This is a genomic window from Nonomuraea fuscirosea (assembly GCF_003001935.1).
Lineage (GTDB): Bacteria > Actinomycetota > Actinomycetes > Streptosporangiales > Streptosporangiaceae > Nonomuraea > Nonomuraea fuscirosea.
Window position 1 is genome coordinate 231,499 of sequence record NZ_PVNG01000011.1, and the last position, 14,928, is coordinate 246,426.

General features: G+C 70.8%; 17 protein-coding genes. 12 read left to right on the top strand and 5 right to left on the bottom strand.

Translation table 11 applies throughout. The features are described 5' to 3' along the window. Positions 1 to 107: 107 nt before the first annotated feature. On the bottom strand, positions 108 to 800 hold the full coding sequence (locus B0I32_RS25780) for a response regulator transcription factor (RefSeq protein WP_106244044.1): 693 nt from the start codon (positions 798 to 800) through the stop codon (positions 108 to 110). A gap of 176 nt (positions 801 to 976) precedes the next feature. Here B0I32_RS25780 and B0I32_RS25785 point away from each other — a divergent pair, with 176 nt between their 5' ends. The 10 genes from B0I32_RS25785 (at position 977) to B0I32_RS25830 (ending at position 7,131) form a co-directional block, all read left to right on the top strand. Further along, a complete protein-coding gene (locus B0I32_RS25785; RefSeq protein WP_106244047.1) occupies positions 977 to 1,228 on the top strand; it encodes a MoaD/ThiS family protein in 252 nt (83 codons plus the stop codon). Positions 1,229 to 1,322: 94 nt separating this feature from the next. Beyond that, the gene (locus tag B0I32_RS25790; protein WP_181307779.1) at positions 1,323 to 1,994 is read left to right on the top strand and encodes an LmeA family phospholipid-binding protein; all 672 of its coding nucleotides are present in this window, start codon (positions 1,323 to 1,325) and stop codon (positions 1,992 to 1,994) included. Positions 1,995 to 2,031: 37 nt separating this feature from the next. Further along, positions 2,032 to 2,544, top strand: a complete 513-nt coding sequence (locus tag B0I32_RS25795) for a sigma-70 family RNA polymerase sigma factor (protein WP_106244053.1) — start codon at positions 2,032 to 2,034, stop codon at positions 2,542 to 2,544. Next, on the top strand, positions 2,544 to 3,443 hold the full coding sequence (locus tag B0I32_RS25800) for a zf-HC2 domain-containing protein (RefSeq protein WP_106244056.1): 900 nt from the start codon (positions 2,544 to 2,546) through the stop codon (positions 3,441 to 3,443). Before B0I32_RS25795 ends, B0I32_RS25800 begins: the two co-directional genes overlap by 1 nt. Before the next feature lie 106 nt (positions 3,444 to 3,549). After that, positions 3,550 to 3,963 carry a thioredoxin family protein gene (locus B0I32_RS25805; RefSeq protein WP_106244058.1) on the top strand — a complete coding sequence of 138 codons (414 nt, stop codon included), beginning with the start codon at positions 3,550 to 3,552 and terminating at the stop codon, positions 3,961 to 3,963. A 221-nt stretch (positions 3,964 to 4,184) separates the two neighbouring features. Next, positions 4,185 to 4,598, top strand: a complete 414-nt coding sequence (locus B0I32_RS25810) for a DUF4395 domain-containing protein (RefSeq protein ID WP_106244059.1) — start codon at positions 4,185 to 4,187, stop codon at positions 4,596 to 4,598. Then, complete coding sequence (locus tag B0I32_RS25815; protein ID WP_106244061.1) at positions 4,595 to 5,434, top strand: sulfurtransferase; 840 nt, start codon at positions 4,595 to 4,597, stop codon at positions 5,432 to 5,434. The genes B0I32_RS25810 and B0I32_RS25815 overlap by 4 nt, the downstream gene beginning before the upstream one ends. Then, on the top strand, positions 5,434 to 5,739 hold the full coding sequence (locus tag B0I32_RS25820; RefSeq protein WP_106244064.1) for a DUF1416 domain-containing protein: 306 nt from the start codon (positions 5,434 to 5,436) through the stop codon (positions 5,737 to 5,739). Before B0I32_RS25815 ends, B0I32_RS25820 begins: the two co-directional genes overlap by 1 nt. Positions 5,740 to 5,827: 88 nt before the next feature. Continuing rightward, positions 5,828 to 6,388: an RNA polymerase sigma factor gene (locus B0I32_RS25825; protein WP_245956023.1), complete on the top strand. Its 561-nt coding sequence runs from the start codon at positions 5,828 to 5,830 to the stop codon at positions 6,386 to 6,388. Continuing rightward, positions 6,385 to 7,131, top strand: coding sequence for a methylated-DNA--[protein]-cysteine S-methyltransferase (locus tag B0I32_RS25830; protein WP_106244066.1), 747 nt, complete (start codon positions 6,385 to 6,387; stop codon positions 7,129 to 7,131). Before B0I32_RS25825 ends, B0I32_RS25830 begins: the two co-directional genes overlap by 4 nt. Positions 7,132 to 7,135: 4 nt before the next feature. Here the strand turns inward: B0I32_RS25830 and B0I32_RS25835 are convergent, their stop codons facing one another. Beyond that, entirely contained in the window at positions 7,136 to 7,687 is a 552-nt protein-coding gene (locus B0I32_RS25835) for a helix-turn-helix domain-containing protein (RefSeq protein ID WP_106244068.1), read from the bottom strand. Positions 7,688 to 7,908: 221 nt separating this feature from the next. Between B0I32_RS25835 and B0I32_RS25840 the strand changes: the two genes are divergently transcribed. Next, positions 7,909 to 9,144 (top strand): hypothetical protein, encoded by a 1,236-nt coding sequence (locus tag B0I32_RS25840; protein WP_106244070.1) that lies wholly within the window; start codon positions 7,909 to 7,911, stop codon positions 9,142 to 9,144. Between the two features lie 55 nt (positions 9,145 to 9,199). On the opposite strand, the gene B0I32_RS56630 is transcribed toward B0I32_RS25840, so the two are convergent. The 3 genes from B0I32_RS56630 to B0I32_RS25855 all read right to left on the bottom strand — a co-directional run bounded on the left by B0I32_RS56630 (position 9,200) and on the right by B0I32_RS25855 (position 12,700). Continuing rightward, positions 9,200 to 10,279 carry a hypothetical protein gene (locus B0I32_RS56630; protein ID WP_146178319.1) on the bottom strand — a complete coding sequence of 360 codons (1,080 nt, stop codon included), beginning with the start codon at positions 10,277 to 10,279 and terminating at the stop codon, positions 9,200 to 9,202. A 1,108-nt stretch (positions 10,280 to 11,387) separates the two neighbouring features. Beyond that, positions 11,388 to 12,041: a hypothetical protein gene (locus tag B0I32_RS25850; protein ID WP_106244074.1), complete on the bottom strand. Its 654-nt coding sequence runs from the start codon at positions 12,039 to 12,041 to the stop codon at positions 11,388 to 11,390. Next, on the bottom strand, positions 12,038 to 12,700 hold the full coding sequence (locus B0I32_RS25855; protein WP_146178320.1) for a hypothetical protein: 663 nt from the start codon (positions 12,698 to 12,700) through the stop codon (positions 12,038 to 12,040). Before B0I32_RS25855 ends, B0I32_RS25850 begins: the two co-directional genes overlap by 4 nt. 170 nt (positions 12,701 to 12,870) lie before the next feature. On the opposite strand from B0I32_RS25855, the gene B0I32_RS25860 reads away from it, so the two are divergent. After that, the gene (locus tag B0I32_RS25860) at positions 12,871 to 14,826 is read left to right on the top strand and encodes a hypothetical protein (RefSeq protein ID WP_181307781.1); all 1,956 of its coding nucleotides are present in this window, start codon (positions 12,871 to 12,873) and stop codon (positions 14,824 to 14,826) included. The last annotated feature ends 102 nt before the right edge of the window (positions 14,827 to 14,928 follow it).

Consider the following 14,928-nt stretch of genomic DNA (forward strand, 5'->3'; position numbering starts at 1 on the left):
GGACGGCGGTGTCCCCCACGTGACAGCGGTCGCGCAGCCCGTACGGCGACCTGTCAGATCAGTGGAGCGCAGCGGGAACCCGCTGTCAATCAGAGGCCGGCGGCCGGTCAGACGTTGGCGGCGTCGGCCCGGTCGGGCACGAAACGGTAGCCGACGTTACGGACGGTGCCGATCAGGGATTCGTACTCGGTGCCGAGCTTGGCGCGCAGCCGCCGGACGTGCACGTCGACCGTCCTGGTGCCGCCGAAGTAGTCGTAACCCCACACCTCCTGCAGCAGCTGGGCCCGGGTGAACACCCGGCCGGGGTGCTGGGCGAGGTATTTGAGCAGCTCGAACTCCTTGAAGGTGAGGTCGAGCACCCGCCCGCGCAGCCGGGCGGTGTAGGTGGCCTCGTCGATGGACAGGTCGCCGCTGCGGATCTCGTCGGGCACGTCCTCGGCGGTGGCCTGTGAGATGCGGCCGGTGGCCATCCGCAGCCGCGCCTCCACCTCGGCCGGTCCGGCGCTGTCGAGCAGCACGTCGTCGGCGCCCCATTCCGCGGTCATCGCGGCCAGCCCGCCCTCGGTCACGATGACCAGCAGCGGGCAGTCGATCCCGGTGGTGCGGATCAGCCGGCACAGGCTCTTGGCCTGCACCAACTCCTTGCGCGCGTCGACCAAAACGGCGTCGGCGGGCGGGGTGTCGATCAGGGCGGACGCCTCCGCGGGGGCGACGCGGACCGAGTGGAGCAGCAACCCGAGCGCCGGGAGCACCTCGGCGGACGGCTCGAGGGCGTTGGTCAGCAGCAGCAGGTTGCTCATTACGGCCTCCTCAAACGCGCAAGGACCCGGGGGCTTCGTCGCCCAGGTCCTGTAGGTGAGGATATCCCACGAGTAAGTCGCGTCCATTGCGCGTCCAGCAGGTGAACAGCGCGTCTCCGGAAACATGCTTGTTAAGGACGGCGCACAATGGACGCAAACCGATTGTGAGGCAAGGCATGGCCACGGGAAAAATACGTTATTGGGCGGCGGCCAAGGAAGCGGCCGGTGTCGCCGAGGAGTCGTTCGACGCGCTCACGCTTGGTGAACTCATGACCAAAATCACACAAAATCGTACAGAACTGGCCCGAGTTGTCCGGCGCTGCTCGTTCCTGGTGGACGGTACGCCGGTCGGCCGGCGACCCCATGACGAGGTGATCCTCGGCGACGGCGTGACGGTCGAGGTGCTGCCCCCGTTCGCGGGCGGGTGACGCGGCGCTCCGAGGCGGGTGATCCGGCGCTCCAAGAGGGAAGGAGCATGCCAGTCGGTAGGCTTCTGATCCCCCGCTCATGACAGGGAGCCCCATGCGCAAGCTGATCGTTTTCCTGATCGTGCTCATCGTCCTCCTTGTCGCCGTCGACCGGGTCGCCGTGGCCGGGGTCGAGCGCGACCTGGGAAACAGGATCGCCGCCGCCGCCGACCTGTCCGGCCCGCCCACCGTGTCCATCGAGGGCATCCCGTTCCTCACTCAGGCGGCGTCGGGGCACTATCCCGAGGTACGGTTCGACCTCGGCACCTTCAACTACGGAGGCGTGCCGGTCAAGAACCTGCGAGGCGCCGCCTACGACGTGACGGCGCCCCTCGCCGACGTCCTGCAGAACCGAGCCAACATCGAGGCCCGTCGCGTCACCATCAGCGGCACCCTCACCCGGGCGACGATCGACAAGTACGCCCCCGAGGGCGTCAAGATCGGCGGCAACGGGCGCCGGCTCACGGCGTCGGGCGAGGTGACGATGGGGGTGAACAAGGTGAAGTTCAACGCGGAGATGCGGATCGAGGTCGCCGACGGCGGGATCAAGCTCCAGGCCGAGAAGATCCAGGGCGTGCCCGTGCCCGGCCAGCTCGCGCAGCTGATCTCCTACACCATCCCGTTCAAGGGGGACCTGCCCTTCGACGTCAAGGTCACCGGCGTCAAGAGCGTGGCCGAAGGGCTCGAGTTCTCCGCCGAAGCGTCTGACGTGCCGATCCGTGGATGAGGCTGAACCACTTCGCCCCGCCGTCCGTGATGAGGGTGTGAGTACAGCAGGCACCGCCGACGAGGAACTCGTGAGGACCCTCTTCGACGAGCATGCTGGGCCCCTGTACGGCTACGTTCTGCGACTGACCGGTGACTCCGGGCGGGCCGAGGACGTCGTCCAGGAGACGCTGCTGCGTGCCTGGCGACATCCCGACGCGCTGTCCGACCGTCCCATCCGCGCGTGGCTGTTCACGGTGGCCCGTAATCTCGTCGTCGATCAGCATCGCGCGAAGAAGGCGAGACCGCAGGAGACCGGTGACGAGGCGCTGGCGGTGCTGCCGGCGGACGACGAGCTGGAGCGCGCGGTCGAGTCGTGGGCGGTGGCCGAGGCGCTGGCGGCGCTGCGGCAGGAGCACCGCGAGGTGCTGCTGGAGGTCTACTACCGGGGGCGATCGGTGAAGGAGGCGTCGGCGACGCTGGGCATTCCGCCGGGCACGGTCAAGTCCCGTACCTACTACGCGTTGCGCGCCCTGAGACTGGCGCTGGAGGAACGGGGGCTGGCACCGTGATGACGTGCGAGGAGGTGCGGATCGCGCTGGGCGCCCACGCCCTCGGCGCGCTCGACCCAGAAGAAGCACTGGAGATCGACCACCATCTGGCCACCTGCGAGGCGTGCGGCGCCGAGCTGATGGAGCTGGAGGGCGTGAGCGCCTTCCTGGGCAAGGTGTCAGAACGCGATGTCGAGCTGGTGGCCAGCCCCCCGCGCCAGGTGCTCGACCGGCTGCTGAACGACCGCGCCAGGCGCAACAGGCGCGGCCGGATCCTGATGTCCGTGGCCGCTTCGGCGGCGGTCCTGGTGGTCGGCGGCACGGTGTGGACGGCGATCCAGACCAGGCCGGCTCCTGAATCCGCCGCGGCGGGGGCGCCGGCGGCCGCGCGGAGCTCCGAGCCGGCCTCGGACGCGCCCCGCATGCTGCAGGACGACAGCTCCGCGGAGCGGGCCGCGCCGGCCGAGTCCGTTCAGCCACGCAAGGCGAAGCCGTCGGCGAGCGCCACGGGACAGTCCGAGAGCGACGTCGCGCCGTACGGCGCGGCCACGCCGAAGCCGTCCGCGAGCCCCATGCCGAGCCGGAAGGCGGTCGAGAACGGCCGCGAGTTCACCGGGGCCGACCGGGCCGCCGGCTACCGCGCCACCGTGCTGGCCTGGCCGACCGCGAAGGGCACCGAGCTGGGCGTACGCGTCAGCGGGGTGCCGGTGGAGACGAGCTGCGCCCTGGTCGTCGTCGGCCTCGACGGGCGGCGCGAGACCACGATGGACTGGGTGGTCAGCCGGGAGTCGTACCAGGACAAGGCGGTCTTCAGGAGTGAGACGACGATGAGCGTCCGCGAGATCGCCAGGTTCGAGATCGTCGACAGGAAGGGCGAACGGCTCGTCGTGGTACCCGTCCCGGACAAGGCGCGCGAATAGGTCGTGGTGCGGCGCCGCAATGGGCGTGGCACCCGTTCCGGGAAGGCGTGCGAATGGTCCCCGTCTGCCTGGAAGCAATCGCGGGCGCGCGTGGTTGCATCGAGGGATGACGGGATTGTGGGTGGTGCTGGCGACGCTGGCGCTCGGGACACTGATCGGGGTGATCCGCCTGCGCCGCGACGGCCGCGTACGCGACACGGACGGCGAGCGGCTGTCCGCCGCCGACCTCGGCTCGGGGCTGGGCGAGCGGGCCACGCTCGTGCAGTTCTCGACCGCCTTCTGCCAGCCCTGCCGGGCCACCCGGCGGATCCTGGCCGACGTGAGCGAGCTCGTGCCGGGGGTCAGCCACGTCGAGATCGACGCCGAGTCCCGGCTCGACCTCGTCCGCCGGCTGGAGATCATGCGCACCCCGACCGTGCTGGTGCTCGACCGGGCGGGCGTGATCGTCAAGAAGGCGGCCGGTCAGCCGCGCAAGGCCGACGTCCTGGCCGCGCTGGCGGCGGCCGTACCGGAGTCGTGACTGTGAGCCACATCACAATCGTCTCACCAACCGGACGAGATGTGACAGATGTCGAGACGCCGAGTAGTGTCGTGCTCATGAACCCGACGACAGAGCTGCTGACGAAGCGGCGCGCGGTTGATTTCTGCCGCGTCGCCACCGCGCTCTGTCGCGCTGCCTGAGGACGATCTCGCGCGGACTTTCGATCCGCCCCAAATCGACCCCTTCAGGAGCATCCCGCGATGCGTGCCGATCCTAGAGCGCTGCGCTTCGGCGCGGCCATCACCACCCTGGTCCTCGCCTCCGTCCTGGTGACGGGGAGTTCCTGGCTGCTCGCCGCCCAGACGGTGGTCTTCGCACTCGGAGCGGCATGGCGTTCGCCGTACGCGATGCTCTTCAAGGCGCTGGTCCGCAGCGCCCCGAAGGAGACCGAGGACGCCCGCCCGCCCCGCTTCGCCCAGGGGGTCGGACTGGTCTTCGCGGTCGTGGGTCTGGCCGGATATCTCACCGGGATCACGCCGCTGGCCCTCGTGGCCACGGCCGCGGCTCTCCTCGCCGCCTTCCTCAACGCAGCCTTCGGATTCTGCCTTGGCTGCGAGATGTACCTGCTCATTCGCCGTCTACTGCCCGCCGCCAAAATGGAGGTATCCCAATGAGCCGCTCCGCCGCCCTGGTGGACGCCGAGTGGGTCGAGGCCAACCTCGACACGCCCGGAGTCGTCCTCGTCGAGGTCGACGAGGATGTCAGCGCGTACGACAAGGGCCACATCCGTGGCGCCGTGAAGGTCGACTGGCGCACGGACCTGCAGGACCCTGTGCGCCGCGACTTCGTGGACAAGACCGGTTTCGAGGCCCTGCTGTCCGACCGAGGCATCTCCAACGACGACACCGTCGTGCTCTACGGCGGTAACAACAACTGGTTCGCGGCGTACGCCTACTGGTACTTCAAGCTTTACGGCCACCAGAACGTGAAGCTGCTCGACGGCGGGCGCAAGAAGTGGGAGCTCGACTCGCGCGAGCTGGTCCGCGACGTGCCCGAGCGGGCCAAGACGCAGTACGTCGCCAACGAGCAGGACACCGCGATCCGCGCCTTCCGCGACGACGTCGTCAGCGCGATCGGCAAGCTCAACCTGGTCGACGTGCGCTCGCCCGACGAGTTCACCGGCAAGCTGCTGGCCCCGGCCCACCTCCCGCAGGAGCAGGCCCAGCGCGGCGGCCACGTGCCCACCGCCCGCAACATCCCGTGGTCGAAGGCGGCCAACGACGACGGCACGTTCAAGTCCGACGACGACCTGCGCACCCTCTACCAGGAGGCCGGCGTCAACTTCGGCAAGGACACCATCGCCTACTGCCGCATCGGCGAGCGCTCCGCGCACACCTGGTTCGTCCTGCACGAGCTGCTGGAGCAGGCCAACGTGAAGAACTACGACGGTTCGTGGACCGAGTACGGCTCGCTCGTGGGCGTGCCGATCGAGCTGGGGGAGGCCCGCTGATGTCGAGCGCAGCACAGGGGTGCGGAGCACCTGAGCAGACCATCGCGTTGCCGGCCGGGATCGACCTGGCCAACCAGGCCGTGATCCAGGGCGTGGTGACCGGCGCCGGCACCGCCTACGCGCGGCTGCTCGACCACTCCGGTGAGTTCACCGGCGAGGTCGTGGTGTCCGACGACGGCATCTTCCGCTTCTTCGCCGCTCCCGGCGACTGGACCGTGCGCATCATCGCGGGCGGCGGCGTCACCAGGGACGTCCAGGTGGAGGCCAAGCTGGGCGAGGTCGCCCAGCTCGCGGTGGCCGTCTGACCCGTAAGTCGTACGAGGGGCCCGCGTCCGTCACGGACGCGGGCCCCTCGCGTGCAACCGCCGCCCGCCGGGTGGTGTTGTAGAGGGTGTGAGTCACTCCGACTGCGCCGACCCGGTGCGCAAGGCACTGCTCGACGACCTCGACGAGGGGTTCGCCGAGCTGTACGCCGCCCATCGCAGCCTGGTCTTCTCGACCGCGCTGCGGCTGAGCGGGCGCCGGCCGGACGCCGAGGACCTCACCGCGGAGACGTTCCTGCGCGCGTACCGGGCGCTGGCCGGGTACGAGCGCGACCGCGTCGCCCAGCTTCAGCCGCGTGCCTGGGTGATGACGATCCTGATGAACGTCTGGCGCAACTGCGTCCGGACCAGAGCCCGCAAACCGCCGCCCGACCTGCCCGGCGAGCCGGTGGAGGTGGTCGATCCGCACGAGGGCGTCGAGGAGGCGGCCGTCCGCCGCGAGACCGGCGACGAGCTGGCCGGGCTGCTGGCCCTGCTGCCCGAGGAGCAGCGGGCCGCGGTCGTGCTGCGGCACGTCGTCGACCTGCCGGTCAGCGAGATCGCCACCGTGCTCAAGATCCCCCAGGGTACGGTCAAGTCGCACGTGTCACGGGGGCTGAAGCGGCTACGCGCACTGGGAGGTGCCCGATGACCGAGGACTCGCTGATCGCCGGACTGGCGGCGCTGGCCGCCGAGCCGCCGGACGGGCTGCTCGACCGGATCGCGGCGCGCTGGGTCAGCGTGCCGGGGCCGATCGGGGAGCTCTCGGTGGCCTTCACCGAGCAGGGCGTGGCTTACGTGCACGCGGGCGACGGGTTCGCTCGGGCACACAGGGAGCGCTTCGGCCGCCCGCTGCTGCCCGCGGCGCGCCCGCCCGCCGGGCTGCTGCCCGCGCTGCGCACCGGCAAGCCGTCCGGGCTGCGGCTGGACCTGCGCGGCGCGAGCGACTTCCAGCGTGACGTGCTGGAGGTCGTCCGGACGATCCCGCGTGGCGAGGTACGCCCTTACGCGTGGGTCGCGGCCCGCGTCGGCCGGCCCAGAGCGGTGCGTGCGGTGGGGACGGCGCTCGGCCACAACCCGGTGCCGCTGCTCATCCCGTGCCACCGGGTGACCAGGTCCGACGGGGTCCCCGGCGACTACGTGTTCGGCGCCGCGGCCAAGGAAGGGCTGCTGCTGGCCGAGGGGGTCGATCTGGACCGGCTCCGCCGGCTGGCCGGGGAACGCGTCTTCTACCTGGCCAGCGACACGACCGGGGTGGTGTGCTTCCCTACCTGCCACAACGCCAGACGGATCACCCCCGCGCACCGGCACGGCTTCCGCAGCCTCGCCCAGGCCAGGGCGGCCGGCTATCGCCCCTGCCGCACCTGCCGCCCGGCCCAGCCGGATCCGGTCTGACTCTTCAGATCGGTTTGGTGGGGTAACGCATGAGAAGGGTGGCGCGGACGACGTCGGGGCCGTGCGCCCGGTAGCCGTGCGGCACGTCGGAGACCCACGAGATGTGATCACCGGGACCGGCCGTCAGCGGCTCCTTGATGGGGCCGGCGCTGAGGGTGCCGGTGAAGACCGTGACGTGCTCGCTGACGCCCTCGTGGTGGGCGGGGGAGGTCTGGGTGAGGCCGGGCGGCACGCGTACGCGGTAGAGCTCGTAGGTGACGCGGTCGTCCTCGAACACCTCCAGCAGCTCCGCCTCGATCGCCGTGCCGCGCATGATCTGCGGCTCCGGCGGCGCGTCGAGTATCGCCCCGATCGGCACCCCGAGCTGCGCGGTGATGGCCCAGAGCGTGTCGAGCGTCGGGTTGCGGGTGCCGGTCTCGACGCCCGACAGCGTGGCCTTCCCGATGCCGGCACGCTTGGCGAGCTCGGAGAGCGAGACGCCGCGGGCCTGCCGCAGCTGCCGCAGTCGATCTCCCACCACGCGGGGATCGGTGTCCATGGCCGGCCGCGAGTCCATACAAGCCATGGTGCCGCAGAATCGGCCGAACGGGTGCCTCCAGGGCCGGCGGATGCGCCCGGCGGCGGCCGTAGCCGCGCGTCCATGATCGATCTGCGGAGCGTGACCTTCTTCCCGTGTTGCGGCTGCGGCATGAGGGACAGACCGATACGATTCCACAGATGTCCGGATCGACAGGTGTGATGGTGCCTCCGCGACCTGGGCCTACGCCGGCTCAGCGGATGCCGTCGCCGTACTCGCTGCCCCTGCACGCACTGCGTCTCGCGGGGAAGTGCGCCCTGCCCTTGATCTTCTGGTTCGCCGCCGGCGAGCTGGCGCGCTACGTGCTGATGTACGCGGCGACGGAGGTCGCGTACGGCGACTTCCGCCAGGTCCGCCTGGTGCTCGTGATGACCCTGCTGACGGTCATCGTGCTGACGGCGATGACGGTCACGACCGGCATGCTCTACACCCTGCGCAGCTCCCTGTGGGAGATCCGCGCCAGGGAAGGGGTGGCGGACGAGCGCTTCTTCCGCGCGCTCGACCGGGTCGCCCCGGCGTTCGCGGTGCTCTACCTGGCCTGGGGCTTTCAGAACCAGGACGCCAGGGACACCATCCAGATGGACTACTTCCACAACTTCCAGGAAGGGTTGAACAACTCCCTCTTCGGCGAGGACAACTTCGTCGGCCGGGGCCTCATCGACCTCGACTGGCGGGTGTCGATCGGCGCGATGGTCGTCACGTTCGGGCTGAAGATGCTCTTCGCCAAGCTCGTCGAGAACGGCAAGGGGAAGTTCGCCGGCTTCGGCGCCGCCTTCTCCGAGTTCGCCTTCGTCTTCTACGGCCTCAACGGCACCGTCGCCATCGCGGACGCGCGCTCCGAGTGGATGGAGCACCGCGCGGTGATCGCCGACACGAAGGACGTCTGGGAGAAGGCCCAGGAGAGCCTGCCGCTGTGGAAGGACATCACCGGCGTCTTCGACGACCTCTGGCCGGTGTTCCTCGACTCGGTCGCCGTTCCTCTCGCCTGGCTCACGGTGGCGATGCTGGTCTTCGGGGCGTACTCCGACGAGGCCCGCACCCTGGTCAAGGGCACCGCACTGGAGCGGGGCGTCGATCGGCTCGAAGGCGCCCACGACCTCACGCAGAAGTCGTTCGACCAGGTCACCGGCGGGTTCAAGGATCGCTGGCTGCCGCTGGCCAACTCCCTGCGGATGATCTACCGGGCCGGGCTGCCGCTGTTCGGCATGATGTGCCTGTGCTACGTGGCGCTCGACGTGGGCGGCCAGTACGCCGACCGGGGGTTGCGCGCGCTCATCGGCTCGCAGTCGGAGTGGATGTGGACGGTCCAGGGGCCGCCGCTGGCCTTCGTCCGCGACTGCGTCGTCACCGTGCTGACCATGGCGCTGCTGGCGGCCACGTACGACATCGCGGCCACCAGAGCCCGCCTCGGCGGCGAAACACTCGACGACGCCTGAACCGGACACGCGACGGCCGGCCGGATCAGACGCTCAGCCGGCCTGAGCCCGACGCTCAACGGCGTCTGAACCGCAGCACCTCGGTGTCCTGCGGCATCTTCTCGACGACGTCGCGCTTGAACAGGTCCTCGGTCGGGGTGTCCGCACGGTAGTTGCTCGGCCTGAGCAGCAGCTCCACCTCGTCCGCCACCTTGGTCGGCACGATCGCCCCACCGGGGATCCGGTACGTCTTGCCCACCTCCAGCCGCTCCGTCGGCCGTTCCGCGTCCGTGGAGACCTCCACGACCCAGGTGCGGCCCGCGCGGTCCGTCAGCTTCATGTCCCGGGGGAAGGCGGTCATGGTGGCGCTGCTGGCGTCGAGGACCTTCTTGGTGACGTTCACCTCCAGCCAGGTCACCTCGGGGCCGTAGCCGCCGTTGCCGGCCGGCATCTTCATCGGCTTGATGGCGGCCGTCCACTCGACCTTGTTCACCGTGCCCGCCTGGCCGGCGGCGACCACGATCTCCTTGGTCTCGTCCTGCGTCTGCACGGTGTAGAAGCCGTAGCCGTCGTAGGTCTGGGCGCCGGTGATCAGCAGCGACACGAGTACGGCGCCGACCCCGATCAGCACCTTACGACCACGGGACTTCCCAGCCACCGCCCGCCCCGCCCCGGGCCCGCCCTGGTGTGCTGCCGGCCCACTCTGCTGCGCCCCGGGCCCGCCCTGCTGCGCTGTGGCCGCCGCATGCCCCGCCTGTGCCGGCTGCCCCGATCCCGGTTGCCCCGGCTGTCCCGGATACGCGGCGCCTGCGCCCGCTGCGCCCGCCGCCGGGAGCGGCATGCCCGGCTGCGGAGAGCTCGCCGGATACGACTGCCCGGGCGCCATCGTCTGCTCGGACGCGGATGCCTGCGGTCCTCCCGGCCACTCCTGCTGCTGCGGGTAGCCCCCTGGGCCGTCCTGCTGCCCGTACGTGGCGTCCGGTTGTCCGTACGCGGTGTTCACGGCGTCCGGTTGCCCGTACGCGGGGTTTGACGGGCGGTCGGAGCCTTCCTGCGGCAGTCCCGGCTCCGCGACCGGGGTGGCCCGTTCCGCGTGCCTGCGGCCGGGGTAGAGGGGAGTGGACCCGCCGACGGCGGGGAGGGGCTGAGTGGCCATGCCGGGCGGCTCGGGGGCCTGAGGGGCCTGTGCGGGCGGCCAGACCTGCTGGTCCGGGTGCGCGTGCCGGCCGCCCTGAGCGGCCCGTCCCTGCGGCGAAGGAACGCCGTATCCAGGAAAGCCCGGACCGGACCCTTGTCCCGGTTGCTGCCCCTGCGCCGCCGCCCGCCTCCGGGTCGGCCTGCGCCGCAACAACGGAGCCTCCCGCCGCTCCACCCCTCCGGCCGCCTGCGCCTCCTGCCCGTAACCTGCCTGCACGTCGGGGGCCTGCGACCCCTGCCCATAACCCGTCTGAGCTTCGGGAGCCTGTGGGTCCGGCCCATAGCCCGTCTGCGCCCCGGAGGGCTGCGGGTCCTGACGGTGCCGGGTCTGAGGTCCGGAGGGCGGTGCTTCCCCGCCGTGCCGTGCCTGGTGGCCGGGCGGCGGGGGCTGCTCGCCGTGCCAGGCCTGCTGCGCCCCCGCCTGCGGGTCCTGTCCGTGGCGGGGCTGCGGTCTGGCAGGCAGGGCGTCCTGACCAGGACGTGCGTGCTGGCCGAGGAGCGGGCCATAAGGCTTGGTGTCACCGGCGTCGTCCAGTGCGTCGTACGCCGGGCCCAGCGGCGCGCCCGACGACGGACCCTGAGCGGAGGACTGGGGCAGACCCTGCGGCGAGCTCTGAAACGGACCCGGCACGGAACCCTGTGGGGGGCCGAGCGGAGAGCCCTGTGGCGCGCCGGGGGCCGGGGGGAACTCCACGGCCGGGTGAGCACCACGCCCGGACGGCGGCGGCGGCTGGAGCCCGGCGGGCTGCTGCGCACTGGCCGGCGGCTGCACAGGTGGCGACTGCAGCCCGGCAGGCTGCTGCCGACTGGGCGGCGGAGGCTGGAGACCACCCGGAGCCTGCCGCCCGCTGGGCGGGGGTTGGAGGTCGTCCGAGACCTGCCGGCCGGAGGGCGGGGCCTGGAGGCCGTCCGGGATCTGCCGTCCGGAGGGTGGGGGTTGGTAGGCGTCCGGGGCCTGCCCGGACGGCGGGGAGGGCTGACCGGGCGGCGCCGGGGGTTCGTCGTCGCGTCGTCTCTCGCTCCTGGGCGAGAACCAGTCGCGCTCGTCGTTCGTACTCATACCGCGATCACTTCTTGTCAGTCGAGTAGACGGCCTGCGCCGACGTGGCCAGCTTGCGCGCGCCCTCCTCGTCCAGGCCGAGATCGATCTCGATCTCCGGCTGGTACGACTCGACGAGGAAGGAGCCGGGGAGAGCGTACGTGACGGTCGCCCCCGCCAGGGCCGACGGCGGCACCTCGAAGAAGGACTGGCCGGCCCGCCAGATGTCCGGCTGCACCCACTTGCTCGCCAGCGACAGGGAGTTGTCCACCCGGTCGGTGGCGGCGAACTTCTTGCCCTCGGCGGTCGTCAGCACCGGCTCCCCCAGGTGGTACGGCTTGAGGGCGGACGTGGCCTTGACCGTGAGGATGAGGAAGATCTGGTCGGTCTGGAGGGTCTTGTCGCCGCTCTTGATCGACTTGGCCGCGACGAAGTTCTCCAGCCGCACGCTGAAGCGCCGCGCGTCCACGGTCTCGCCCTTGGCGCCGCTGTAGACGAGCGGATCGCTGGTCTCGAGGTCGGACATGTGGTGACTCTGCACCCACATGGCGACGGCGATCAGCGCCACCCCGGCGAGCGCGGCGAGCGCCTTGGCGCCGCCGCCGGCGCCGCCCGCCCGGCGCTGCGCCCGCCTGGCGCCGCGCGAGGGCACCATGGAGGAAGGCTGCTGGGTGGTGGTCACGTCGTGCCCTCCTTCTTGACCGGCAGCACGACCCGTGCCTTGATCTCGGGCATCTGCCGGTCACCGACCTCCTTGCTGGCCAGCGACCAGTACGGAACCGCGGCGACGGGGTCGGCGGAATACTCGAACGACCCCACGTCGAGCGTGATCTTCTCCGGCGGCTGCTCGTTCTCCTTGAGCCGGTAGCGCAGGATGACCTCGCTCTGCACCCCCGGGTGCAACTGCCTGCTCTCCCCGCCCTTGACGCGGACGAACGTGAACGGACCCGCGTCCTTGGGGAAGGCCGGCGAGATCTTGATCAGCGAGCCGGCGAAGTCACCGCTCGTGACGGCGCTCTCGGGCTTCTCCGGCGGCATCCCGATCCCGGAGGTGTCGTCGCCCAGGTTGACGACGTCGAAGACCAGCTCGACGAAGCGCTTGTCCTCTTCCCAGTCGAACTGTCCCTTCTCCACCGTGACGCGCGACCCGACGAACTTGGTGGAGTAGCGGCCCTGGTCGAGCACGGCGCCCTGGCTCAGGGGCTCCGGTTCGTCGGGGGCCTCGCTGAGCCCGCCGAGCAGAGCCGTGATGCCGACGACCGTGAACGCCGTCAGGGCGATCGCGGGCACCACTACCGGGCGTCTCGGCTTGTCAGTGCTGCCGCCGGAGGGTTCCGTCATGGGTAAGGATGGTAATAGGTATCGCTTGTCCCATCTGCCGCAATGCTCCCATCGGACTGGTCGAATTGCCGAGAAACCCTGCCGCTACGGGCCTTGTAGCTCATACGCTGTCACGGAGCGGAAAGGGCTGATCCCTACTCCTCATGACATACCGGCGGCCGGAGGGTCACGTGGCGGACGTGCATCCCGAGCATGCCCAGCTCCAGGCGGACCGCATCTACCTGGGCTGGCAGTACATCCTGCTGCACCCCGACCCAGGCCCCCCGCCCAGGCGCCCCTCTCCCGCCGAGGAGCCCTCTCCCCAGGTCCAGGCCGAGGACGATCCCGCCCGCCTCGAACTGCTGCGCCGCGAGCGGCTCCAGGAGGACATGCTCAACCGGCCGGTCCGGGTCTTCCGCATGTTCATGCTGATCCTGACCGTGCTGATCATCGCCGCCGCCCTGGCCGGCTACCTGCCCTGGTCGTTCGCCCTGGTCGGGCTCGTGGCCGCGGGCGGCGTGGCGGCCGTGTGCAGCTTCGCGCTGATGCAGGGCGACCGCGCGGTCCGCTACCGGGTGCTGGAGCAGCAGGCCCGCGACGAGCGGCAGCAGCGGGAACGTGACAAGGAGCTGTTCCAGGCCCAGGAGGAGCACGCCCAGCGCTACCGCGAGTGGCAGGAGTCGAAGGACCGGCACGACAAGCAGCTCACCTGGTACGCCGTCGCGGTGCCGGACGAGATCGACCGCATCGACGTGGCCGGCGGGACCTTACCCGGCTGGTCGGCGCTCGTGACGCTGCTGGGCGCGACCCGGCTCTACAGCGGCGGCCATCTGACGGTGCTCGACCTGTCGGAGGGCGCGATCGCCAAGGACCTCATCGAGCTGGCCCGCAAGGGCGGCGACGACCCGCTGGTGTGGGTGCTGCCGGTCGACCTGCCCAAGCTCGACCTGGGCGCCACGCTGAAGCCCGAGGCCTTCGCCGACGTGCTGGCCCACGTCGTCAGCGTGAGCGAGGAGCACCGCACCACCCGCGACCTCAGCTTCGACAACGCCATCCTGGAGCGGGTCCTGGAGGTGCTCGGCGAGAACGCCACGATCAGCCAGGTCACCGCCGCGCTGCGGGCGCTGGCGCAGGTGGGCGATCCGCGCGACGACCTCAGGTTCGGGCTGATCACCGCGACCCAGCTGGAGCGCATCGGCACGCTGTTCGGGCGCGGCGTGAGCGACCGGGTGGTGATCGAGCGGGCGTGGGCGCTGGAGTCGCAGCTGCGCAAGCTGGAGACGCTGGGCACGCAGGCCGTACGGCTGCCGCCCGCCAGGCTGCGCGTGGTGAGCATGGACCGGCAGGCGGGCGTGTTCGGCAACCGGGTGCTCGGCACGTACGTGGCCACCGCCCTGACCCACATCCTGCGCCAGTCGCCCGCCTCCGACCGGCCCTGGTACCACACCATCATCGTGGCGGGCGCGGACAAGCTCAGGGGCGACGTGCTCGACCGGCTGATGGACGCCTGCGAGACCTCGCGTACGGGGCTGGTGCTGACCTACCGGTCGCTGACCCCGGCCGTACGCGAGCGGCTCGGCCGAGGGCACGCGGCGGTCGCGTTCATGCGGCTCGGCAACGCCGAGGACGCCCGGGTCGCCAGCGAGCACGTCGGCACCGAGCACCGGCTGGAGCTGGCCCAGCTCACCGAGACGATCAGCGACTCGCTGCCCGGCCTCGACGGCGGCTACACCTCCACCGTCGCCCAGCTCGACGACGACGAGCACGAAGGGCGCGACGAGAACCACGAGGACCTGGCGGGCGACATCACCGAGTCCACGGAGTGGGGCAGGACCGCCGACAAGATCGCGGAGAAGGAGCGGGTGCTGCAGCGCTCGCGCGAGTTCCTGGTCGAGCCGCACCAGCTGCAGCAGCTCCCCACGACGTCCGTGATCGTCACGGACGCCACGGCGGAAGGGAGGCGCGTACGCCTGGCAGACGCGAACCCGGCCATCCTCACCTTTCCCAAGACCACGCTCGGCGAGCTGGAGGACGTGCGCGAGGCCGTACTGGCGCTCGATCCCCGGGCCGGGGACGGCGACGGAGAGCCGCCGCCGAACCTCGGGCCACCACCGCCACGCCTGGACTGGCGCAAGGGCAGGCAATGACATGGTCAATGTCAAGGTGACGAGCTGACGGTTGGCGGAATTTAACAAAGAACCGTCTGTGGGGGAATGAAATGCAGCCGAGTGTCTCGCTGAGCGGGCCCT